The organism is Bordetella ansorpii (assembly GCF_900078705.1).
Taxonomy (GTDB): domain Bacteria; phylum Pseudomonadota; class Gammaproteobacteria; order Burkholderiales; family Burkholderiaceae_B; genus Bordetella; species Bordetella ansorpii_A.
In genome coordinates this window covers 800,684-822,761 of sequence record NZ_FKIF01000007.1, presented here as the reverse complement: position 1 = coordinate 822,761, position 22,078 = coordinate 800,684, and the positions used below count along the sequence as shown (strand labels likewise).

Here is a 22,078-nt window from a genome sequence, read left to right as displayed (position 1 = left end):
AGCGCGCATGCAGCCTGGCAATGTCCACATCGTGGCGCGCGACGATGCGCGCCAGTCCCTGGTTTTCGGCCTGACCTGGTTCGCGCTGGTGGGCAGCCACATCGCGCCGATGGCGCGCGCGCGCGCGCCCGCCAGTTGAGGGCCACGCATTATGTGGCGGGCGGCTTGCGGGCCGCGGCGGGCGGCTGTGCCCGCATCGGCCGCCAGGCGCGCCGCGCGCCGCTGTATGCCGCGGCGCAGGCCTATGCCCATCTGCATCCGGACGGGGCCGTGGCTTGCGTGGTCGCCTTGCCGGACGGGCATCACTGGCTGGTGGCGGCGCAGGACGGGGCGGTGCTGTCGCGCGCGGATCGCCTGTATGCCAGCGCCGAGGCCGCCAGCCTGGCATTGCGGGAATTGTGCGAGCTGCGTCCGGCGTTGCGCGTGCTGGATGGCGCAGACGTACTGGCGCGTCTGCAGCAGGCCCTGGACCCGGCCGCGCGCCTGCTGGCCGTGGATACCCGATGGGAAGGGCTGCCTTGGCCGGTGCGCGCGTTCGTCCTGGGTCTTGCGGGAGTCCTGGCGTTGCCGCCGTTGTGGCACCACATTGCGGCGAGCCGTGACGCGGGGCGGCCGGCGGCCGCGATCGACGCCGATGCCATCTGGCGGGATGCCGTCCACGCATGGCGGTCGGGCCTGCGCGTGCACACGCCCGCCGAACTGCACCGCGTCGTACGGTCCCTGTACGGCATTCCACTTGCGGTGAAGGGGTGGCGACTGCAGCGCGCGCAATGTGTGCCCGATGCCGCCGCCTGGCGCTGCTCGGCGTATTTCGAGCGGGTGCTGCCGCAGGCGACCCACGATGATCTCGTGGGGGCTGCGCCGGCGGGCTGGCACGCGCAGTTCGAGGCGCTGGGGCTCAGCGCGTGGCACTGGCGCGTGCCAGGCGCCGGCATGTCCCTGGCGTCGCAGCCCATGCGGCAGCACTTGCCGCGCACGTTCATCAGCGATCTGCAGCGGGTCGCGCTGGCGTTCACCGATGTGCAGCTCGGACCACTGGCGCCGTTGGCGCCTCCCGCTCCCCGGGATGCCGGCGGTGTGCCGTTACCTCCGCCCGAAGGGCCGGGAATCCTGCCGCCCCTGCGCAGCCGCACGCTGTCCCTGACCGGTCCGCTGCGTTCGTTCGGCGTACTGGCGCTCGAGGGCGTCGCGACGTCCTGGTCCTCCCTCTCCCTGCGGCTGGAGCCCGGCCGGCCAGCCGCCCTGGCTGCCAGCGTGGTGGCCGCGCAACTTCAAGGAACCATCTATGAACAGCATTGATCCGCGTGCCGCTGCCACTGGATGCGGAACATGGCGTCCGTCGCTGGCCACGGCCGCCGCATGGCGCAGGCGGCTGGTGTGGGCCTTGGCGGCCTGCTCCATGGGGGCGGCGGCGCCGGGATTCGGCGCCGCCGCCGTTGCCGAGCCCCAGATCGGGACACAGGCCGCGGGGGACGCCGCCGCCGCTTCCCCTGCGCAGGTCTGGCCGGAATCCGACACGGTGCTGGACCTGCTGCGCGCCGATGCCCGCGCAGCGGCGGCGCAGCGCCTGGGCCGTGCGCAGGATTGGCTGCCGCCGTCCGCGGCTGCCCAGCTCTCCGCTCGCGGTCCGGCGCACGGCATGCCTGGAAGTGATGCGCAGGACAACGTCGATGTGCTTGCCATCTACGGGGTGGGCCGCGTGCTGCATGCCGACGTGTCCGTCAACGGCGCGGTGTGGCGCTATCGTCAGGGCAGGCATTGGCCGCTGGGCGTCGCCGGGCAGGCCGATGCCCCCCGTTATGCGCTGGTGGCGATCGATCTGCCTTGCGTCAGGCTGCGGCGCCAGGACGATGTCCGCACCGCATGCCTGCACACGGGGCAAGTCCATGACTGAAAGCCACGGCATCGAGGCCGCACGTAGGCCAGGGCCACCGCGCGCCATTCCGGTGCTCGACTCATCCGAGGATCTTGCCGGGCTGGATCCGCCATTGCAGCGTTCGCTGGGGGATCTGTTCGATCTGGCGGCCTTGTCGGGCAGGTTGTGTCCCGTGCTGTTCGAGGACGGCCGTGCCGCGTTGTTCGCCTTGGCCGACTACGCCACGGGCGACCAGGCCGACGAAATCGAGCGCATGCTGCGCCGCCGCGGCTATCCTCCCGCCTCGCCGCCGCGCTACGTCGTGTCCGCAGCGTTGCTGCTGAGTGTCGCACGCGGGCAGTTCGGCGCCGTGGCTGCGCGTGGCGCACCCGCGCGGGCGCAGCGCTCGGCGCTGGCCGCCATGTTCGCCGAGTTCGTGCACTGGGGCGTTCGTGCGGGCGCCAGCGACCTGCACATCAACGTGGACGAGCGCGGCAACGGCTCCCAGGTGCGCTACACCGTCAACGGAGCCTACGTCGCCCCGGCATGCTTCGAGGGCATCGCGGCAGCGACGTTGGCCGAAGTACTGGCGGTGGCCTGGATGGACGTACGTGGCGGCAATGGGGCGGTGTTCGATCCGCGTATCGAGCAGCAGGGCCGCATCGCCATGCAGGTGGACGGTGCGCCTTATGTGCTGCGCTGGGCTTCGCTGGCCGCCGACGCCGGGCCCTCGGTGTGCCTGCGCCTGTTGCGCCTGGACGCGCCGGCCGGCGGCGCCACCCTCGAGGCGCTGGGCTATCTGCCGTCCCAGGTCCTGGCGCTGGAGCGCGCGCGCGACAGAGAAGGCGGGGCGATCGTGCTGTCCGGCATCGTGGGCTCTGGCAAATCCACCACCATCGCCACCTTGATGCGCGGCATCGATCCCCTGCGCAAGGTCATCACCCTGGAGGACCCGGCGGAGTATCTCATCGAGAACGCATTGCAGAACACCGTGGGCCGCTCGCTCGATGGCGACGAGGCCTTTCCCTTCGCCGCCAAGCTGCGGACCATCAAGCGCTCGGCGATGAACGATCTGTTGATCGGCGAGGTGCGCGACATCGAGACCGGCCGGGCCTTCATGGACCTGGCGGGCAGCGGCGTCAGCATCTACACCACGACCCACACGGGATCCGCCTTGATGATTCCGGAGCGCCTCGCCTCCGATTTCATCGGCATCTCGCGCGACTTCCTGGCCGCGCCCGGCGTGCTGAAGCTGCTGGTCTACCAGACCCTGTTGCCACGGCTATGCGGCGTGTGCGCCTTGCCCCTGGACGAAGCCGCAGGCTGGCAGGGCTGGGCGGAAGGCATGCGGCGGGAATTCGGTATCGATCCCAGGCGCTTGCGCGTGCGCAACGCGGCTGGGTGCCCAGCTTGCGCGTCCTTGGCCCATGCGCAGGCCCGCGGGCAGTTGGCGGGCTGCCGGGGCCGGACGGTCGTGGCCGAAATGTTCGCCCCCGCTCAGGACGACGTCCTGCTCGATTGCATCCGCCGGCGTGACAACCCCGGACTGATGCGGCACCTGCTGGCGATGCCGCGTACCGCCGCCGACGATCCCGACATGAGCGGCAAGCCCGTGCATCTGTGCGCGCTGTACAAGGCCTCGCGGGGGGAACTGGATGCGCGGCTGCTGGCACGCCAGTTCGGCCTGTGCGACGGCGCTGCGCCGCGTGCCTCTGCCCGGACGAGGCTGGCATGACGCCGTCCCACGACGATAGGGCGCATGGCCTGGGCTTGACCCGGCGGATGCCGGGCATGTTTGCCGGTGGTTGGCGCGCGCGCGGCGCGGAACGGCTGGATGCCTGGCGGTTTCGCGCCATGCGCGCCGACTACTACGCCTATCTCGCCGAGGTCCTGCTGGCGCTGCAGGGACGCAAGACCTTGCTCGATCTTTTCGAGGACGATGCGCGGCGATATGGCCTGTCCACGGTGCGCGGGCGGCTCGCGCAGCGCTGGGCGCGGCGCTACCAGGAAAGCGGCGGCGACCTCGCCGCGGCATGGGCCGATGCGCTGCCCGCCGACGAATGCCTGCTGGTGGCCTCGGCCCAGGCTGCCGGCGGCGATGCGCTGGCCGAGGTGCTGCGTGACCTGGCCCGCGCGGTCCAACTGGTCCGTGGACTGCGTGATGAGCTGCTGGTCACGATGGCGGCGGGCCTGGCTGCGCTGGGCGTGACCCTTGCCTTGTTGTGCGCCGTGCCGTTCTTCACCGTGCCGCGGTTGCAGCAGGTGTTCCAAGGGCTGCCGCCCGATTACCTGGGGCCGCTGACACGCAGGCTCTATGCCTTGGCCGATGCCGTGCGGTATGCGCTGCCGCTATGGAGTTTTGCCTTGCCGGCCGGGGTGGCGCTGGTCCTGTGGTCCTTGCCCAACCTGACCGGTCGCGTGCGTACCGGGTTGGACGGCTGGGCGGTGTGGCGGCTGTACCGGGATTTTCACGCGATCCGTTTCCTGGCGATGCTGTCGGTGCTATTGCGCCAGCGCGGCAATATCGACACGCGGCTGCGCGAGGCGCTGGCTACGTTCGCCTGGAACGCACGGCCCTGGCTCGCTGGCCACGTCGCCGCCATGCTCGCCCGTATCGACGCCGGCATCGTCGGCGAGCACAGCCTGGACACCGGCCTGTTCGATCGCGAACTGTGGTGGTTCATGGCCGACATGATCGGCGCGCATGGCCTGGCGGGTGGCTTGCAGCAGGCGCGCGCACGTATCGAATCCCACACCGTCGCCCGCGTGCGGCGCCAGGCCCAGGCGGCTCGCTGGGTCCTGCTGCTGGGCGCCGCGGGGGCCGTGATCGGCCTGGCGCTATGGCACTACGCCGCGATCGACGAATTGCGCCGCGCGCTCACCCAGTTCCACGCCAGCCGTTGAATTCCTTTCGTTCCCTTTCCGGAGTCATATCCATGCGCCATCTCTTGCATTGCCGTGCCGCCGCCTCGACGCAGCGCGGTTTCTCCCTGATCGAGGTTTCCATCGTCACGGCGATCGTGCTGCTGGCGGCCATCGTGGGCATTCCGGCGATCGGCAATTACGTCGTCGAGAACAAGGTGCCCAATGTCGGAGAAGAGCTGCAGCGCTTCGTCGCCCGCACCAAGGCGAATGCCCAGGGCGCCGGGCCGACGCCTTATGCCGGCATCGATACCGGCGCGCTGGCCAATGCGCTGCGGGATTCCAGCGTGCTGTCGGTCAATGGCACCGGCGCGGCCGCGATCGTGGCGCACGGCCTCGGCGGTAACGGCACCGCAGGCAATGGCGTCGTTTCCCTGGCGCCCGCCGTGTTCGCGGCGGGTGGGGCGGGTTCGGGATTCACGTTGACGCTGAACAACGTCAGCCATGCCGCTTGTCCGGGCCTGGCCTCGGTCATGCAGCGCTCCGCGGAAATCATCTCTGTGCAGGGGCAGGGCGGGGCGGTGGTGGTGAAAGACTCCACGGCCACGCCGGCGCTGGCCTACCTTGCTACACGCGCCGAGGCGCAATGCGCGCAGGGCGACCGCAATACCTTCGTGTTCACGGCGCGCTGAGACCGGTATGCCTCCGGCTGTGTCCCACCGATATGTCCGCCGGGCCGGCCGTGCGAACGGCTTTGCCCTGCTCGAGCTTTCGATTGCCTTGCTGCTGGGCACCCTGCTGGCCGTGTGGGGCTCGGCGGCCTTGATGCGCCGTGCCGACGATGCTGCCGCACAGGCCACGGGAACGTGGCTGCTGGAAATCCGGCAGGCCGCCAGCCATATGCTGGAGCGGCATTTCGACAGCCTTGCGGCCGGCACGCCTCCGATGGACGACCAGGGGCGGCGTCTCTACGCCGATCCCCTGGCGCCGACCCTGGCCGAGTTCAAGGCCCAGGGCTTGTTGTCCGCCGGTTTTCCCGAGACGGCTGCCGGCGGCGGCCAGGCACGCGTGCGCCTGTTCCGTCCCAATCCCTGCCCGGGCGCGACATGCCGGGTGGATGCCCTGGTGTATTCCTCGCAGGCGCTGCAGTCCGCCGACGGCGCTCCCGATGCGATGCGGCTGGCCGTGCTCATCGCCGCCACCGAGGGACGCGGGGGCCATGCAACCGCCGGATCGGGCGGACGCATACGGGGTGCGGCATTCGATTTTCCCAACCCGTATGTCCCGACGGCGACGGCATTGCCCGCGGGCACGCCGGTGCTCTGGGCTGGCATGGATCTGGCGACGGCCGACCGCTACGTCCGGCGCTTCGATACGCGCGATCCCCAGTTGCGCACCGGGCTGAGCGCCTCGGGAACGATCGTGGCCGGCGGTCGCCTGATATCCCGCGAGTATCTGTCGCTGGGCGGCGCCAGTCCTGGCGACTGGTGCGGCGAATCCGGCCTGGTGGCGCGCGCCCCGCAGGGCCGCATGCTGACGTGCCGTGATGGGGCCTGGGCCACGGAGGACGGTGGATTCGGCGGCGGATTCGCCGAGAACAACCGCTTCGGCTGCCATCATTACACCGGAATCTCGACGGCCAACCCTCGTACCGGCGGCTGCTCCTGCCCGGCGGGCTATTCGGCGGTGCTCATTTCCGCGGGCGGCAAATGGAACGACGACGAGGGCTGGACCACGGGCTATCTCTGCGTACGCTGATCGAGGGGCGCGGCCGGTGGCGCCACCCGGAGGGCGGCACACCCCCTATAATCAGAAATTCGCCTCAATCCCGCGTCATCCACGATGAAATCCTCCGAGATTCGCCAGAAATTCCTGCAGTTCTTCCAGTCCAAGGGCCACAGCATCGTGCCGTCCTCGTCGCTGGTGCCTGCCAACGACCCCACGCTGCTGTTCACCAACTCGGGCATGGTGCAGTTCAAGGACGTCTTCACGGGCAAGGAATCGCGGTCCTACACGCGCGCCACCTCGTCGCAGCGCAGCGTGCGCGCCGGCGGCAAGCACAACGACCTGGAGAACGTCGGCTACACGGCCCGGCATCACACGTTCTTCGAGATGCTGGGCAACTTCAGCTTCGGCGACTATTTCAAGCGCGACGCCATCCAGTACGCCTGGGAACTGCTGACCAAGGTCTACGGCCTGCCGGCCGAGAAGCTGTGGGTCACGGTGTATCAAGAGGATGACGAGGCCTACGACATCTGGGCCAAGGAAGTCGGCGTGCCCGCCGAGCGCATCATCCGCATCGGCGACAACAAGGGCGCCCGCTACGCCTCCGACAACTTCTGGCAGATGGCCGACACCGGCCCGTGCGGCCCGTGCTCCGAGATCTTCTTCGACCACGGCCCGGACGTCTGGGGCGGCCCCCCGGGATCGCCCGAGGAAGACGGCGACCGCTACATCGAGATCTGGAACCTCGTGTTCATGCAGTTCGAACGCGATGCCGCCGGCAACATGCCGCGCCTGCCCAAGCCCTGTGTCGATACCGGGATGGGCCTGGAGCGTATCGCCGCCGTGCTGCAGCACGTGCATTCCAACTACGAGATCGACCTGTTCCAGAAGCTGATCGCCGCCGCCGCGCGCGAAACCGGCGTCAAGGACCTGGCCGACAATTCGCTGAAGGTCATCGCCGACCACATCCGCGCCTGCTCCTTCCTGATCGTCGACGGCGTCATTCCCAGCAACGAAGGCCGTGGCTACGTGCTGCGCCGCATCGTGCGCCGCGCGCTGCGCCACGGCTACAAGCTGGGCCAGACCAAGCCGTTCTTCCACCGCCTGGTGCCCGACCTGGTCGCCGAGATGGGCGAGGCCTATCCCGAGCTGGCCGAGGCTGCCGGCCGCGTGGCCCAGGTGCTCAAGCAGGAAGAAGAGCGCTTCGGCGAGACGCTGGAAAACGGCATGAAAATCCTGGACGTGGCGCTGGCCAGCATCCCCAAGGGCGGCCAGCTCGACGGCAACACGCTGTTCACGCTGTACGACACCTACGGCTTCCCGGTCGACCTCACGGCCGACATCTGCCGCGAGCGCGAGGTCGAGGTGGACATGCCCGGCTTCGAGTCGGCGATGGAGCGCCAGCGCGACCAGGCGCGCGCCGCCGGCAAGTTCAAGATGGCCGAGGGGCTCAGCTACGAAGGCGCGCAAACCCGCTTCGAAGGCTATGAAAGCCTGGAGATCTCGGGCGCCAAGGTCGTGGCGCTGTACGTCGACGGCACGAAGACCGACCGCGTGCAGGCCGGCCAGGACGCCGTCGTGGTGCTGGACGCCACGCCGTTCTACGCCGAATCCGGCGGCCAGGTGGGCGACACCGGCCTGCTGGAGGCCGATGGCGTGCGCTTCGCCGTGGCCGATACCCTGAAGATCCAGGCCGGCGTGTTCGGCCACCACGGCAAGCTCGAGTCCGGCAGCCTGGCGGTGGGCGACAGCCTGCTGGCCCGCGTCGATGCCGTGCGCCGCGCCCGCACCGTGCGCAACCACTCGGCCACCCACCTGATGCACAAGGCCTTGCGCCAGGTGCTGGGCAGCCACGTGCAGCAGCGCGGCTCGCTGGTCGATCCCGACAAGACCCGTTTCGACTTCGCGCACGACGCCCCCGTCACCGCCGAGCAGATCGCCCAGGTCGAGGCCATCGTCAACGCCGAAGTGCTGGCCAACCATCCCGTGCAGGCGCAGGTCATGGCCTATGACGACGCCGTCAAGGGCGGCGCCATGGCACTGTTCGGCGAGAAGTACGGCGATACCGTCCGAGTGCTGGACATCGGCTTCTCGCGCGAGCTGTGCGGCGGCACCCACGTGCAGCGCACCGGCGACATCGGCCTGTTCAAGATCGTCGCCGAAGGCGGCGTGGCCGCGGGCGTGCGCCGTGTCGAGGCCATCACCGGCGACAACGCGCTGGCCTGGGTGCAGCAGCAGAACGCGCTGCTGGTGCGCGCCGCCGGCGCGCTGCGCAGCACCGTGGCCGACCTGCCCGACCGCATCGCGCAGGTGCAGGACCAGATCAAGTCGCTGGAAAAGGAACTGGAGCAGGCACGCGGCAAGCTGGCCGCCAACGCCGGCAACGACCTGGCCGACAAGGCCGCCGAGATCAAGGGCGTGAAGCTCGTGGCCGCCAGCCTGGGCGACGTCGATCCCAAAGCCCTGCGCGGCATGGTCGACACCCTGAAAGACCGCCTGAAGTCCGCGGTCGTGCTGCTGGCCGCCGGTGCCGACGGCAAGATCAGCCTGGCGGGCGGCGTCACGGCCGACCTGACGGGCCGCGTCAAGGCCGGCGACCTGGTGGGCTTCGTGGCCGGCCAGTTGGGCGGCAAGGGCGGGGGCCGTCCCGACATGGCAATGGGCGGCGGCACCGACCTCGCGGCGCTGCCCGCCGCGGTCGCCAGCGTGCAGAAGTGGCTCGATGAGCGCCTCTGACGCCACCGGCGGGGCCGGCGAGCTGCCGGCCCATCAGCACGAGGTCGACGCAACGGGCCTGAATTGCCCGTTGCCGATCCTGCGCGCCAAGAAGGCCCTGGCGCAGATGGGCAGCGGCGACGTCCTGCGCGTGCTGACCACCGATCCCAACGCCGTCCGCGACTTCCAGGCATTTTCCCGCCAGACCGGCAACGCCCTGTTGGCCCAGCAGTCCGACGACGGCCGCACGGCGCATTTCCTGCGCCGCCGCTAGCCTCCGCCTCGCATCCCCGGCGAGCCGCCGCCGCGCGGCTCGGGACGCGGCAGCCTGCCGCCTGCCTGGACATGCATTCTTACGAATAGACCGAAAATGCCGCATTTTAGGCGGCCTTGGACAAGGTTTATTGCGAAAAGTTCTTGTTGTTACTCCGGCCCAAGGGTAATCTCCGTGCCTGGCTTGTCTCCCACTTCCCACTTCCAGAAAAGGAAAGTCATGCAGCAGGTGACGGATACGCAAGTGATCGACTCGCAAGACACCGACCAGCGCTACGCGCCGCCCACGGCCACCGTCGGCGACATCCCCCCGCAAGCGCCCGGGGCCGGCCGCCTGGCCGGACGTCTCGCCCGCCTGGCCGCGGTCATCATCGACTCCCTGCTGTTCCTTCCAGCCGGTATCGTGGTGGGCGTCGTGGACGCGAACGGCGGTTCGGCCCTCGCCTACGTCTTCGCCGGCATCTGGTTCCTGGCGGTCGCCGCCGTCCAGATCTATATGCTGGTCACCCGCAGCCAGACCGTCGGCAAGCGCGCCATGAAGGTCCGCATCGTCCGTGCCGATGGCTCGCGCATCGCCTTTGGCCGCATCTTCGGCCTGCGTTACCTGGTGCCGGCCCTGATCAGCGCCATCCCTATCGTCGGCAGCATCTTCAGCCTGGTCGATTCGCTGTTCATCTTCCGCCAGGACCGTCGCTGCATCCATGACCTGATCGCCGACTCCGTCGTGGTCCAAGCGGACTGAGCCCGTTCCGACGCACCCGTAGTACCGTGCGCCTGGATGCCGCTCACCCCTCCGAGACGCCAGAAGGCATCTTCATCGCGCTGCGCCCGGCCGGCATCATGGCCCGCAGTCTTGCCTATCTGGTGGACTGGCTCATCCGCTGGGCCATCCTGGCCGTCCTGTTCACGTTCGCCGTGGGCCTGGGCGGCCTGGCCCAGGGGCTGATCCTCATCGCCTATTTCCTTCTCGAATGGCTGTATCCGGTCGCGTTCGAGATGACGCGCCGCGGCGCCACGCCCGGCAAGCGCCTGATGGGCCTGCGCGTGGTCATGGATACCGGCCAGCCCGTCACCCTGAGCGCCTCGCTGACGCGCAACCTGTTGCGCGCCGCCGATTTCCTGCCCGGCTTCTATGGCGCGGGCGCCATCGCCATCCTGTTGCGCCGGGACAGCAAGCGCCTGGGCGACATGGCCGCCGGCACCCTGGTGGTGTTCGACCAGTCGGCCGACCTGGACGGCAAACTGCCCGACGCCGCCATTCTCGATCCCGGCCGCACCCTCGGCCTGTCCGAGCAGGCCGTCATCGTCGCGCTGGCCGGCCGCCATGGCCGGCTGACACCCCAACGTTTCGACGAGCTGGCGCGCATGGCCGGCTCCGCCTTGCCCGATACCGGCGACAACGCCAGCGCCACGCGCCGCCTGCTGGGCGTGGCCCAATGGGCGGTGGATCGGCACCCTTATGGCGCGCCGCAGGCGCCGCGCCAGTTCGAGATCGCGCATGCCTCCGGCTGGGCCGAACTCGACAACCTGGTCAAGGCCGCCCAGGATGGCAAGCGCCATGACGGCGCCCGGCTGGCGGCCCTGTACCGCCGGGCCTGCGGCCACCTGGCGCTGGCGCAGTCGCGCGCCTATCCCGCTTATCTGGTCCGGCGGCTCGAATCGCTGGTGCAGCGCGCCCACACGGTGGTGTATCGCCCGCGCGGCGCCGGCCGGCAGGCGCTGGCCAGGTTCCTGCTGATCGATTTCCCCCAGGCGGTGCGCACGCACTGGCGCTATGTGCTGGCGTCCGCGTTGCTGTTCTCGGTGCCCTTGCTGGCCCTGGGCGTGGCGGCCGCGCTGGACCGCGACCTGGCCAGCCACATCCTGGGCGCCAGCCAGGTGCGCGAGTACGACGACATGTACCGCGGCGGCGCGCAGGCGCTGGGCCGCAAGCGCGACGCCGGCGACGACTGGACGATGTTCGGCTTCTACATCATGAACAACATCGGCATCGGCTTCCAGTGCTTCGCCAGCGGCATCTTCGCCGGCGTGGGCAGCGTGTTCTACATCGTCTACAACGGGGCCTCCATCGGCCTGATCGGCGGCTACATGGTGGCGGCCGGGCACGCCGGGAATTTCTACTCCTTCGTCGCCACCCACGCGGCGTTCGAGCTGACGGCCATCGTCCTGTCCGGCGCGGCCGGCCTGATGATCGGCCATGCCTGGCTGGCGCCGGGCACGCTGACCCGGCTGGAGTCCCTCAAGCGCGCCGCGGGGCAGGCGGTCGTGCTGGTCTATGGCGTGGCCGCCATGCTGCTGATCGCGGCGGCCGTCGAGGCCTTCTGGTCTTCGTCGCGCTGGATCGAACCGAACGTGAAATACAGCGTTGCCGCGGCCTGCTGGCTGCTGGTCATCGGATACCTGGGCTGGCAGGGCCGCCCGCGCCGCGATCCGGCTCCCATGGAGGCCCCCCATGCGGGTGATTGAAGCCGCCATCGAGCTGCGCCACCGCAGCATGGCCGAGGCGAGCGACCTGGGCGTCGCGCTGGCGCGCAGCCTGTGGCCGTCCCTGTGGCGGATCTTCCTGCCCGTCTATGCGGCCGCCGCGGTGGTGTCGCTGTCCAGCGCCTTCCTCGCGACCTGGCTGCCCATGCTGCTGATCTTCTTCTTCAAGCCCTGGCTGGATCGCACCCTGCTGTTCGTGCTGTCGCGCGCCGTGTTCGGCCAGTCCACCACCCGGGCCGACCTGTGGCGCCATCGCAAGGCCGTGTGGGGCAGCCAATGGTTCACCACTTTCGTCCTGTGGCGCTTCTCGCCCTGGCGGTCGTACGTGCAGCCCGTGGTGCAACTGGAAGGCCAGCGGGGCCGCCAGCGGCGCGAACGGCGGCGTCTGCTGCTGAGCGGCTGGCGTTTCAGCGCCGCCGGCATGCAGACCGCCTTCGCCACGGTCGAGCAGGCCCTGATGCTGGCCATCCTGTCGGCCATCATCCTGTTGATGCCGCACGACACGCAGCGCAGCGTCTTCGACTGGTATCTGTATTCCGAATCGGTCTGGGGCGATTTGCTGATGGCGGGCGCCTACATGCTGGTCGTGTTCGTGCTGGAACCCTTCTACGTGGCGGCGGGCTTCGCCATGTATCTGAATCGCCGCGTCCAGCTCGAAGCCTGGGACGTGGAACAGGAGCTGCGCCGTGTCTTCCCCCGCTAGGAACGATGGCGCGCGTTTGCTGCTGGCGGCCGTCCTGGTCCTGGGGCCGGCCTGCGCGGCCACGGCGGCCAGCCCCTTGCTGGACGACGACGCCCAGTACACCGGGTACGACGACTTCACCGAGTCGCCCATGCCGTTCTCGCGCGAGGACGTGCGGCAAGCGGCCGCGAAGACACGCGCCGATCTCGAACGGCCCGTGAATCGTCCCGAGGAAGACAAGGAACCGGCCAGGCGCAGGAACGACTCGCTGTCACCCATGACCGGCCTGGAAGAAGTCCTGCGCCTGGCGATGTGGGTGTTCGGCGGGCTGCTCGTCGCCTATGTGCTGCTGAACCTGCGCCGCTGGATCAAGGTGCGCGGAGCCGCCGAGACCCCCAAGGCGCGGCGCGAGCCCCTGCCGCCTGGTACCGTCAGCGGCCTGGACATCCGGCCCGCCAGCATGCCCGAGGACGTGGCCGCCGAGGCCGAGCGCCTCTGGCGCGAGGGGGCGGGCAGGGCCGCCCTGGCGCTGCTCTACCGGTCCGCGCTGTCGCGCATGGTGCATGGGCATGCCGTGCCGATCCGCGCGGCCAGCACCGAGCGGGAGTGCGTGGCGCTGTCCGCGCGCGCGCTGCCGCCGGCCTCGGCCAGCTTCTTCGCCGGCCTGGTCGGCGCCTGGCAACAGGCCGCCTATGGCGCCAGCCTGCCCGAAGCCTCGCGCATGCAGGCGCTTTTCGATGATTTCGAACGCATGCTGCCGCGCGGCGCATCGCCCGGAGCGACGCCATGAGCCGCTCGGGGAAGTGGGGCGTGGGCATCGCCGCCGCCATCGTCCTGCTGCTGGGCGTGGGCGGCTGGTGGGGCGCCAGGAATCTCGACCGGCTCAAGGACGACCGCCCGCGCGAGTTGCCGTTCTTCGCCGACAGCCTGCACGTCGCCCAGGAACTGGTGCACAGGCTGGGCGCCAAGGTGGTGACCAACGATGGCTTCGACCCCGAGACGCCCCGGCAGGCGCGGGTGGTGATGACCCGTCTGGGCGATGAAGCGGACGCGGACCAGGTGCTCCTTCTGTCGGATTGGGTGCGCCAGGGCGGCCATCTGGTGGTCTTCGGCTCGCTGGACGGCATGACGGCGTTGCCCGGCGTGCTGCTGCGCGACGTGGACGAGTATCTGCCGGACGAGGATGAGAACAGCGAGGACTGGTCGGATAGCGACGGGCGCGACAAGCTGGTTCCTCCTCCTGCCGAGAAACTGAAGCCCTTGCCGGCCGACAGACCGGGGCAGACGACTGCCGCGGCGTTCCAGGGACCTGTCCTGGCTGCCGCCCAGGCGGATGACGAAGGCGCCGATCCGCCCGTTACCGAAAAGGGGCCGTCCCAATCGTCCGGCGTGGTGTGCCGCGAACTGGTCGAGGTCTGGCCGGAAGCGTCGGGCACCTATGGCAGCGAACGTGCCTTCAAGGTCTGCGGATGGCCCTCGGAGACGTACTACGTTCCCATCGGCCAGCGCGATCCCACCTGGGCCCTGCAAGGCGAGAACGGCATCGAGATGATGCGTGTCCCGGTGGGCAGCGGCAGCGTCACGGTGATCGGCACGCAGTCCTTCATGTACAACGGCCAGGCGCTGATCGAGGACAATCCCCTGGTGCTGGCGGCGGCGCTGCAGGTGCGGCCCGACAGCGAGGTCTGGTTCGTCGACGGCTTGGGCCCGCAGGCGCACAAGCCATCGCCGTCGATTTCCAGCTGGCTCTGGAACAATGCCTGGGTCGCCGTGCTGATCGCATTGCTGGCCGCCGCCGCCGCGGTGTGGCGTTCGGCCACGCGCTTCGGTCCCGTGATGCCGCCCGGCCAGGCGCACCGCCGTTCGATGGGCGACCAGGTGCGCGGCACGGGCCAGTATCTGCGTGGCCAGGGCGCCGCCGCGCTGCATGCCGCGCAGGTGCGGGCCTTGCACGAGGCCGCCGGGCGCGTGTTGCCGCAGTACACCGCCTTGAGCAGCCCGGCCCGTGTGCAGGCCATCTCGCGCGCCACGCGCATGGATGCCGAATCCCTGGAGCGCGCCATGGTGCTGCCCGGCCAAGACGCCAGGGACAGATTCGAGAGCGAGCTCGCATTGCTCGAGGCCGCGCGCCGCCGCCTGCTGGAGCAGGCCGGCGCCAGGCGCTCGTCCCATCCTTCCCCTTCAACCTGACCCCCGACACCTCATGCAAGCCATTTCTCCGGAAGCACTGACGCGCACAGCCGAGCAACTGCAGGGGCTGCGCGCCGAAATCAGCAAGGCCGTGGTCGGTCAGCGGCAGGCCGTCGACCTGACGCTGGTGGCGTTGATCGCCTCGGGCCACGCGCTGATCGAGGGCGTGCCCGGCCTGGGCAAGACGCTGCTGGCGCGCGCGTTGTCGCAGGCGCTGGCGCTGGACTATGCCCGCGTGCAGTTCACCCCCGACCTGATGCCCTCCGACATCACCGGCCACGCCGTGCTCGAGCCCGGCGCCGACGGCGGCCTGGGCACGCTGCGCATGCGGGAAGGCCCCGTGTTCACGAACCTGCTGCTGGCCGACGAAATCAACCGCGCGCCCGCCAAGACCCAGAGCGCGCTGCTGGAAGTCATGCAGGAATACCAGGTGACGATGGAAGGCCGCACGGTGCCGCTGCCCCGGCCGTTCATGGTGCTGGCCACGCAGAATCCCATCGATACCGAGGGCACCTATCCGCTGCCCGAGGCCCAGCTCGACCGTTTCCTGCTGAAGATCGACATCGGCTTTCCCGAGCACGAGGAAGAGATGTCCATCGCCCGGCTGGCCACGCAGGACCGCGCCGGCGACCAGTTGCCGCTGGACCTGGTGCGGCCGTGCCTGAGCCAGCACGACATCCTGGAACTGCAGCGGCTGGCCAGCCAGGTGCATGTGGATGAGCAGGTGCTGGACTACGCGGTGCGCATCGTGCGCGCGACACGGGGGTGGCCCGGCCTGTATTGCGGCGCCGGTCCGCGCGGCGCCGTGGCGCTGATCCGCGCGGCCCGCGCCGCGGCGTTGCTGGAAGGGCGCGGCTTCGTCACGCCGGACGACGTGGCGCAGCACGCGCTGCCCGTCCTGCGGCACCGCGTGCTGCTGACGGCCGATGCGCAACTGGAAGGCCGCAACGCCGACGATCTGCTGCGCGCCGCGATGGGCAGCGTGCAGGCGCCGCGCCTGTAATCGGGCATGAAGCCGAGCGCCGGTTTCCCCATTCCTTCCCGCCGGGCGGTCTACGCGCTGGGCGGGTTGGCCCTGGCCACGGGCATCGCGCTGGCCTTCGGCCTGCCGCTGCGGGTGGCCGCCCAGGCGGCGGGCGGGCTGCTGCTGGCCGGCCTGGCCTATGCCGGATGGGATTGGGCGCGCGGCCGCCGCGCGTGGCGCGAAACGCCGCTGCGCGCCGAGCGCGAACTGCCGGGGTCGGCGGTCCAGGGCACGCCCATCGTCGTCACCGTTGCGCTGATCAACGAAAGCCGCCGTGCCTGGCCGGTGCAGGTGTTCGACGACGTGGACGAGCACTTTGCCTATGAGGGCCTGCCGCGGGCCGTTCGGGTTCCGGCACGTTCCCGCGTCGAGATCCGCTATCGCGCCACGCCGCGCCTGCGCGGTCCGGCGCGCTTCGGCGCGGTCCACCTGCGCTGGCGCAGTCCGGGCGGATGCTTCGAATTCTCCCGGCGCGCGGGCCCACCGCAGACGATGCGCATCTACCCCGACACCGGGCCGATCGGCAGGCAGGCCTGGATGGCCGGCACCCGCCGCATCGCCCGCGCGGGCACGCGCAGCCACGCCCTGCGCGGCACCGGCACGGAGTTCCGCCAGCTGGCCGACTACCGCATGGGCGATTCGCTGCGCCACATCGACTGGAAAGCCACGATGCGCCATCGCCGGCCCATCGTGCGCGAGTACCAGGACGATCGCGGCCAGTGCGTGTTCTTCCTGCTGGATTGCGGGCGCCGCATGCGCGCCGACGAGGGGACGGACGCGGGCGGCAGCCACTTCGACCAAGTGCTGGGCGCCTTGCTGCAACTGTCGCGCATCGCGCTGAAAGAGGGCGACGAGGTCGGCGCCATGACCTTCGGCTGCCAACCCGAAGAACGGCGCCACATCGCGCCGCGCAAGGGCGCGGCCGGCTTCAGCGCCCTCATGGAGGGGCTGTACGACGTGCAGCCCAGCGCCATCCATTCCGATTACATCCAGGCGTCCCGCCTGCTGATGGCCTCGCATCACCGCCGCGCGCTGGTCATCGTGCTGACCAACTTCCGTGACGAGGACACCGCCGAGCTGGGGCCGGCGCTGGGCCTGCTGCGCCGCCAGCATCTGGTGATGGTGGCCAGCCTGCGCGAACGGGTCCTGGGCCAGTTGGCCGGGCAGGGCCTGCAAGCGCCCGGCAGTCCCGTCGACGTGGCGTCCGCGCACCTGTTCTCCCAGGCGCGCCGCGATGCCTTCGAGCGTCTGGCGGGCACCGAGATGCTGGCTGTCGACGCCGAACCCGGCCAATTGGCCGCCGCGCTGGTCGACCGCTACCTCACCGTGAAACGGGCTGGCGCGCTGTAGTTTTATCGCCTTTTTTGCCCCGATTCGCACGGCTGACACACTTTGGTTTGCCACCGCGCCGGAAAAGATGCTATAGTTTTCTGCTTTCTCCAACTAATTCAAGGGATTACCTATGGTGGTGATTCGTCTGGCTCGTGGCGGCTCCAAGAAGCGCCCCTTCTACAACCTGGTGGCTACGGATTCGCGCAACCGCCGCGACGGTCGTTTCGTCGAGCGCGTGGGTTTCTACAACCCCGTCGGCAGCGAAGGCACGGAAAACCTGCGCATCGCTCTGGATCGCGTTCAGTACTGGACCGGCAACGGCGCCCAGCTGTCGCCCGCCGTCGAGCGCCTGGTCAAGGAATACTCGGCCAAGGTTTCCGCCGCGGCCTAAGCCGTTGGCAGGCTTTGTCGGTCATTCCCGGCTCGCGTGACACAGGCAGTAAATCCTGGCGCGGTTCCGCCTGATCTGGTGGAACTCGGCCGCATCACGGCGGCTTACGGCGTCAAGGGCTGGATCAAGGTCCAGCCGCATTCCGCGCAGGCCGAAGTCCTGCGCTCGGTCAAGCAATGGTGGCTGCTTCGCCCCGTGCCCCAGGCGGCGCGGGGCTCCGCCGCGCCCGTGCCTGTCGCGCATGCCATCGTGCAGTCGCGTGCCCAGGGCTCGACGGTGGTGGCCCAGCTTGCCGGCCTGTCCGACCGGGACCAGGCCGAGGCCCTGCGTGGGTGCGTGGTGCTTGCGTCCCGCAGCGCCTTTCCGCAGCCCGGCGAAGACGAATATTATTGGGTCGACCTGATCGGCTGCGACCTCTACAGCACGGCCGAAGGGCCGGCCCAGTTGCTGGGCCGCGTCGAGGAAGTGCTGGACAACGGCGCGCACGCCATTCTTCGGGTGGCGCGCCTGCGTGCCGAAGCCGAAGGGCAGGCCCCCCAGCCGGTACTCGACGCCAAGGGGCGCCCGGCCGACATGCTGGTGCCGTTCGTGCAGGCTCACATCCACGGAGTCGACCTGGCGGCTCGCCGTATCGACAGCGACTGGCCGGTCGAATACTGACCGATGCGTTTCGACGTCGTCACGCTGTTCCCCGACATGTTCGCCGTGGTCCGCGACCTCGGCGTCACGGGCCGTGCGCACGGCCAGGGGATCTGGTCGCTGCACGCCTGGAACCCGCGCGAATTCACCCATGACGTGCACCGCACGGTGGACGACCGTCCCTATGGCGGCGGCCCCGGCATGGTGATGATGGCGGCCCCGCTCGAAGCCGCCGTCGCCGCCGCGCAGGCCGCCCGCGCCCAGCAGGGCCTGGGCGCCGCGCCCGTCATCCTGTTGTCGCCCACCGGCCGCCGCTACGATCAGCGGGCAGCGGGGGAAATGGCCGCCGGCGACGGCGCCATCTTCATCTGTGGCCGCTACGAAGGCGTCGACCAGCGCTTCATCGACCGCTGCGTCACGCTCGAACTGTCGCTGGGCGACTTCGTGCTGTCGGGCGGCGAACTGGCCGCGCTGGCCATGATCGACGCCGCGGTGCGCCTGCTGCCGGGCGTGCTCAACGACGGCGACTCGGCCTTGCAGGATTCCTTCAATCCCGCGCTGGACGGCCTGCTCGACAGCCCCCATTACACCCGCCCCGAAGTCTACGAGGGCGGGCAGGTGCCGGCGCAACTGCTCAGCGGGCATCACGCGCACATCGCGCGCTGGCGCCGCGAGCAGTCCCTCGCGCTCACTGCGCGCCGCCGCCCCGAGCTCATCGATCGCGCCCGCGCCGATGGCCGCCTGACGCCGGCCGACGAGCGCTTCCTGGCCGCGTTGCCGCCCTCGTCCGCGGACTGAGCGCCCGCGGCATCCGGCGTCGTCCTGGCGGCCGCTGCCCAGCTTCCCACCTTGATGGTCCGACGTTCCTGGGCGGGCAACGGCTGTCCGCCGGTCGCCGGACCGGCAACCGGCGGCGCGGCGCCGGATTCTCAGGCATTTCTCTAAGGACATACCCCAGTCCCTCATAGGCGTGCGCCGGTGCGCTAGGGCAATCCCCAGCTTTTGCCGCGAGGCGGATTCTTTCTAGGATTGAAACTTCCATAATATTGAAACTTTCAATCGTGGCCAGATCCGCCGCCGCCGTGGTTCGCCCCAAGAGCCTGATCGATCTCTGGTTGGGCGCGCAACTGCGCCAGTTGCGCAAGCGCCGGGGCCTGTCCCTGGCCGAGGTGTCCGCGGCCTGCGACGTGTCGCTGGGCATGCTCAGCCAGATCGAGCGCGGCCTCAGCGCCCCGTCGCTGCGCGCGCTGCAGGCGCTGTCCCGGCTGTACGGTGTTTCCATTGACGACCTGCTGCGCAATGCCGGACAGGACGGCGGCGACACCGACGGGCACGTGCTGCGCGCCGGACTGCACCGCCGCATCGACAGCCTCGACCGGGGCGTCTCCAAAGAGGTGTACACGCCGCCGCGTTCCAGCACGCTGGACCTGTGCCGGGCGGTGCTCGCCCCAGGCGGCGCCAGCGGCGACGAACTGTTCGTCACCGACACGCACCAGCAGGTGGGCCTGGTCGTGCGCGGCGAACTCGATCTCTGGATCGGCCAGCGCGTCGTGCGCCTGCGGTCCGGGGACAGCTTCTGCTATGCGGGCAACGAGCCCCGCCGCTGGTGCAATCCCGGCGACACCGAAACCGAAGTCATCTGGGCGATCAGCCATTCGGCCTCCCAGGCATCGGCCGGCCAGCCCCCGCCACCAGGCGCGGGCGGCAGTTCCATCTCAACAGATCAGCAAGGGGAATGACCATGAAGTTCAAGACTCTGACGATGGCCGCCATGATGGCCGCCGCGGTTCTGGCCGGTGGGGCCGCGCACGCGCAGCAGGCGCTCAAGGTGGGATCGACGCCGACCGGCAGCCCGTTCACCTTCCTGGACACCAAGACCAACAGCATCCAGGGCGTGATGGTGGACATCACCAACGCCATCGCCAGGGATGCGGGCTTCAAGGCCACCATTGAGCCGATGCAGTTCTCGGCGCTGATCGGCTCGCTGACGTCCAGGCGCATCGACCTCATTTCGGCGGCCATGTTCATCACGCCCACGCGCAAGGAGGTCGTCGATTTCTCCGAACCGATCTACTCGTACGGGGACGGCATGGTGGTCCCGAAGGCCGACGAGAAGGCCTACAAGAACTATGCGGACATGAAGGGCATGACCGTTGGCGTGCAGGTCGGCACGGCCTTCGTCGAGCCCATGCAGAAAAGCGGCATCTTCAAGGAAGTGAAGCTGTACGAGTCCACGCCCGACATCATGCGCGACGTCAACGCGGGCCGTTTGCAGGCGGGCTTCCTCGATTTTCCGATCGCGGCCTACGCCATCAACCAGGGCAGTTATCCCAATCTGAAGATGGTGCGCAGCTACCAGCCCACCGTGACTTCCAGCGTGGGCATCGCCACGCGCAAGGACGACAAGGAACTGCTGGCCAAGGTGAACGCCTCGCTGGCCAAGCTCAAGAGCAGTGGCGAGCTGGACAAGATATTCAAGAAGTGGGGGCTGGATTGAACCGGGGCGGGTCATGACCCAGTTCTTCAACGACGCGGCGCAGTTCCTGCCGATCCTGCTTCAGGGCGCCTGGCTGACCGTGGTGGTGGCCGCGGGCTCCCTGATCTTCTCCACGCTGCTGGGGCTGGTCTGGGCGCTGATGCGGGTCGGCAACATCCCCGTGCTGGCCAGGATCAGCGCGGGCATCATCAACGTGCTGCGCGGCATTCCCATCATCGTCCTGCTGTTCTACATCTACTTCGTGATGCCGGACATCGGCATCGCGCTGACGGCCACGCAGGCGGCCATCATCGGGCTGGGCATCGCCTATTCGGCCTACCAGGCCGAGAACTACCGGGCGGCCATCCAGGCGGTGGACGAGGGGCAGATCGAGGCGGCGCAGGCCATGGGCATGGGCTGGTGGCTGACGATGCGGCGCGTGGTGCTGCCGCAGGCTTTCAAGACCATGCTGCCGCCGTACGGCAACATCATGATCATGATGCTGAAGGACTCGTCGCAGGCGTCCACCATCACCGTGGCGGAACTGGCGCTGCAAGGCAAGATGATCGCCGTCTCCACCTTCAAGAACTCCACGGTGTTCTCGCTGGTGGCCCTGATGTACCTGATGATGTGCGTGCCGCTCATCCTGTTCGTGCGGCACATGGAAAAAAGGAGCGCCAAGCGATGAGCATGATCCGCGTGGAAGGCCTGCGCAAGCGCTTCGGCGACCTGGAAGTGCTCAAGGGCATCGACGTCGAAGTGCAGAAGGGGGAAGTGGTCTGCGTCATCGGTCCGTCGGGCTCGGGCAAGTCCACCATCCTGCGCTGCATCAACGGGCTGGAGCGTTATGAGGGCGGGATCATCAGCGTCGACGGCGTGAAGGTCGACCGCGACGATCCGTCCATCGTGTCGATACGCACGCAGGTCGCCATGGTGTTCCAGCGCTTCAATCTGTTCCCGCACCGCACGGCGCTGGAAAACGTCGTGGAGGGGCCGATCCACGTGAAGAAGGAGCCGCGCGCGCAGGCGCTCGAACATGGCCGGCAATTGCTGGAGCAGGTCGGCCTGGCGGACAAGGCCGATGCCTATCCGCCCCAGTTGTCCGGCGGGCAGCAGCAGCGCGTGGCGATCGCGCGCGCGCTGGCCATGCGGCCCAAGGCCATCCTGTTCGACGAGCCCACGTCCGCGCTGGATCCTGAATTGGTGGGCGACGTGCTGCGCGTGATGCGCAGCCTGGCCGAGACCGGCATGACCATGATGGTGGTCACGCATGAAATGGACTTCGCGCGCGAAGTCGCCGACCGCGTGCTGTTCTGCGACGGCGGCGTGGTCGTCGAGCAGGGGCCGGCGCGCGAAGTCCTGAACCATCCGCGGCATCCGCGCGCGCAGGATTTCCTGCGGCGTGTGCTGCACCACTTGTGAGGCCATCC

At 69.3% G+C, this 22,078-nt stretch carries 23 protein-coding genes; all 23 read left to right on the top strand.

The annotated features are described in order from the left end of the window. The first annotated feature begins 7 nt into the window (after window positions 1-7). The gene (locus A6745_RS29595; protein WP_269148913.1) at window positions 8-139 is read left to right on the top strand and encodes a hypothetical protein; all 132 of its coding nucleotides are present in this window, start codon (window positions 8-10) and stop codon (window positions 137-139) included. Continuing rightward, window positions 136-1,299, top strand: a complete 1,164-nt coding sequence (locus A6745_RS19390; protein WP_082853157.1) for a type 4b pilus protein PilO2 — start codon at window positions 136-138, stop codon at window positions 1,297-1,299. Before A6745_RS29595 ends, A6745_RS19390 begins: the two co-directional genes overlap by 4 nt. After that, window positions 1,286-1,894, top strand: coding sequence for a hypothetical protein (locus tag A6745_RS19385; RefSeq protein WP_066130687.1), 609 nt, complete (start codon window positions 1,286-1,288; stop codon window positions 1,892-1,894). The genes A6745_RS19390 and A6745_RS19385 overlap by 14 nt, the downstream gene beginning before the upstream one ends. Next, window positions 1,887-3,590: a GspE/PulE family protein gene (locus A6745_RS19380; RefSeq protein WP_066130684.1), complete on the top strand. Its 1,704-nt coding sequence runs from the start codon at window positions 1,887-1,889 to the stop codon at window positions 3,588-3,590. The genes A6745_RS19385 and A6745_RS19380 overlap by 8 nt, the downstream gene beginning before the upstream one ends. Window positions 3,591-3,646: 56 nt before the next feature. Next, a complete protein-coding gene (locus A6745_RS19375; RefSeq protein WP_331000018.1) occupies window positions 3,647-4,759 on the top strand; it encodes a hypothetical protein in 1,113 nt (370 codons plus the stop codon). Window positions 4,760-4,791: 32 nt separating this feature from the next. Continuing rightward, on the top strand, window positions 4,792-5,409 hold the full coding sequence (locus A6745_RS19370) for a type 4 pilus major pilin (RefSeq protein WP_066130678.1): 618 nt from the start codon (window positions 4,792-4,794) through the stop codon (window positions 5,407-5,409). A gap of 7 nt (window positions 5,410-5,416) precedes the next feature. After that, a complete protein-coding gene (locus A6745_RS19365) occupies window positions 5,417-6,475 on the top strand; it encodes a hypothetical protein (protein ID WP_066130675.1) in 1,059 nt (352 codons plus the stop codon). A gap of 84 nt (window positions 6,476-6,559) precedes the next feature. Further along, entirely contained in the window at window positions 6,560-9,178 is a 2,619-nt protein-coding gene (gene alaS, locus A6745_RS19360) for an alanine--tRNA ligase (RefSeq protein ID WP_066130672.1), read from the top strand. Further along, window positions 9,165-9,431 carry a sulfurtransferase TusA family protein gene (locus tag A6745_RS19355; RefSeq protein ID WP_066130671.1) on the top strand — a complete coding sequence of 89 codons (267 nt, stop codon included), beginning with the start codon at window positions 9,165-9,167 and terminating at the stop codon, window positions 9,429-9,431. Before alaS ends, A6745_RS19355 begins: the two co-directional genes overlap by 14 nt. Before the next feature lie 219 nt (window positions 9,432-9,650). Continuing rightward, window positions 9,651-10,172, top strand: coding sequence for an RDD family protein (locus A6745_RS28190; RefSeq protein ID WP_197488192.1), 522 nt, complete (start codon window positions 9,651-9,653; stop codon window positions 10,170-10,172). A gap of 26 nt (window positions 10,173-10,198) precedes the next feature. Further along, a complete protein-coding gene (locus tag A6745_RS29440; RefSeq protein WP_231886041.1) occupies window positions 10,199-11,896 on the top strand; it encodes a stage II sporulation protein M in 1,698 nt (565 codons plus the stop codon). After that, window positions 11,883-12,617 carry a hypothetical protein gene (locus tag A6745_RS19340; protein ID WP_066130668.1) on the top strand — a complete coding sequence of 245 codons (735 nt, stop codon included), beginning with the start codon at window positions 11,883-11,885 and terminating at the stop codon, window positions 12,615-12,617. Before A6745_RS29440 ends, A6745_RS19340 begins: the two co-directional genes overlap by 14 nt. Further along, on the top strand, window positions 12,601-13,386 hold the full coding sequence (locus A6745_RS19335) for a DUF4129 domain-containing protein (protein WP_156513449.1): 786 nt from the start codon (window positions 12,601-12,603) through the stop codon (window positions 13,384-13,386). The genes A6745_RS19340 and A6745_RS19335 overlap by 17 nt, the downstream gene beginning before the upstream one ends. Continuing rightward, complete coding sequence (locus tag A6745_RS19330) at window positions 13,383-14,786, top strand: hypothetical protein (RefSeq protein ID WP_066130666.1); 1,404 nt, start codon at window positions 13,383-13,385, stop codon at window positions 14,784-14,786. The genes A6745_RS19335 and A6745_RS19330 overlap by 4 nt, the downstream gene beginning before the upstream one ends. A 13-nt stretch (window positions 14,787-14,799) precedes the next feature. Next, entirely contained in the window at window positions 14,800-15,789 is a 990-nt protein-coding gene (locus A6745_RS19325) for an AAA family ATPase (RefSeq protein ID WP_066130664.1), read from the top strand. Window positions 15,790-15,795: 6 nt separating this feature from the next. Continuing rightward, window positions 15,796-17,160, top strand: coding sequence for a DUF58 domain-containing protein (locus tag A6745_RS19320; protein ID WP_066130662.1), 1,365 nt, complete (start codon window positions 15,796-15,798; stop codon window positions 17,158-17,160). Window positions 17,161-17,272: 112 nt separating this feature from the next. After that, window positions 17,273-17,533, top strand: a complete 261-nt coding sequence (gene rpsP, locus A6745_RS19315; RefSeq protein ID WP_066130660.1) for a 30S ribosomal protein S16 — start codon at window positions 17,273-17,275, stop codon at window positions 17,531-17,533. 36 nt (window positions 17,534-17,569) lie between these two features. Further along, the gene (gene rimM, locus A6745_RS19310; protein ID WP_066130658.1) at window positions 17,570-18,193 is read left to right on the top strand and encodes a ribosome maturation factor RimM; all 624 of its coding nucleotides are present in this window, start codon (window positions 17,570-17,572) and stop codon (window positions 18,191-18,193) included. Between the two features lie 3 nt (window positions 18,194-18,196). Further along, a complete protein-coding gene (gene trmD / locus A6745_RS19305; protein ID WP_066130656.1) occupies window positions 18,197-18,970 on the top strand; it encodes a tRNA (guanosine(37)-N1)-methyltransferase TrmD in 774 nt (257 codons plus the stop codon). Window positions 18,971-19,233: 263 nt separating this feature from the next. Then, window positions 19,234-19,911, top strand: coding sequence for a helix-turn-helix domain-containing protein (locus tag A6745_RS19300; RefSeq protein WP_066130653.1), 678 nt, complete (start codon window positions 19,234-19,236; stop codon window positions 19,909-19,911). Between the two features lie 2 nt (window positions 19,912-19,913). Next, on the top strand, window positions 19,914-20,669 hold the full coding sequence (locus A6745_RS19295; RefSeq protein ID WP_066130648.1) for an ABC transporter substrate-binding protein: 756 nt from the start codon (window positions 19,914-19,916) through the stop codon (window positions 20,667-20,669). A 13-nt stretch (window positions 20,670-20,682) separates the two neighbouring features. Further along, window positions 20,683-21,336, top strand: a complete 654-nt coding sequence (locus tag A6745_RS19290; protein ID WP_066130645.1) for an amino acid ABC transporter permease — start codon at window positions 20,683-20,685, stop codon at window positions 21,334-21,336. Window positions 21,337-21,338: 2 nt separating this feature from the next. Next, window positions 21,339-22,070, top strand: a complete 732-nt coding sequence (locus A6745_RS19285) for an amino acid ABC transporter ATP-binding protein (protein ID WP_066131411.1) — start codon at window positions 21,339-21,341, stop codon at window positions 22,068-22,070. Window positions 22,071-22,078 lie beyond the last annotated feature (8 nt).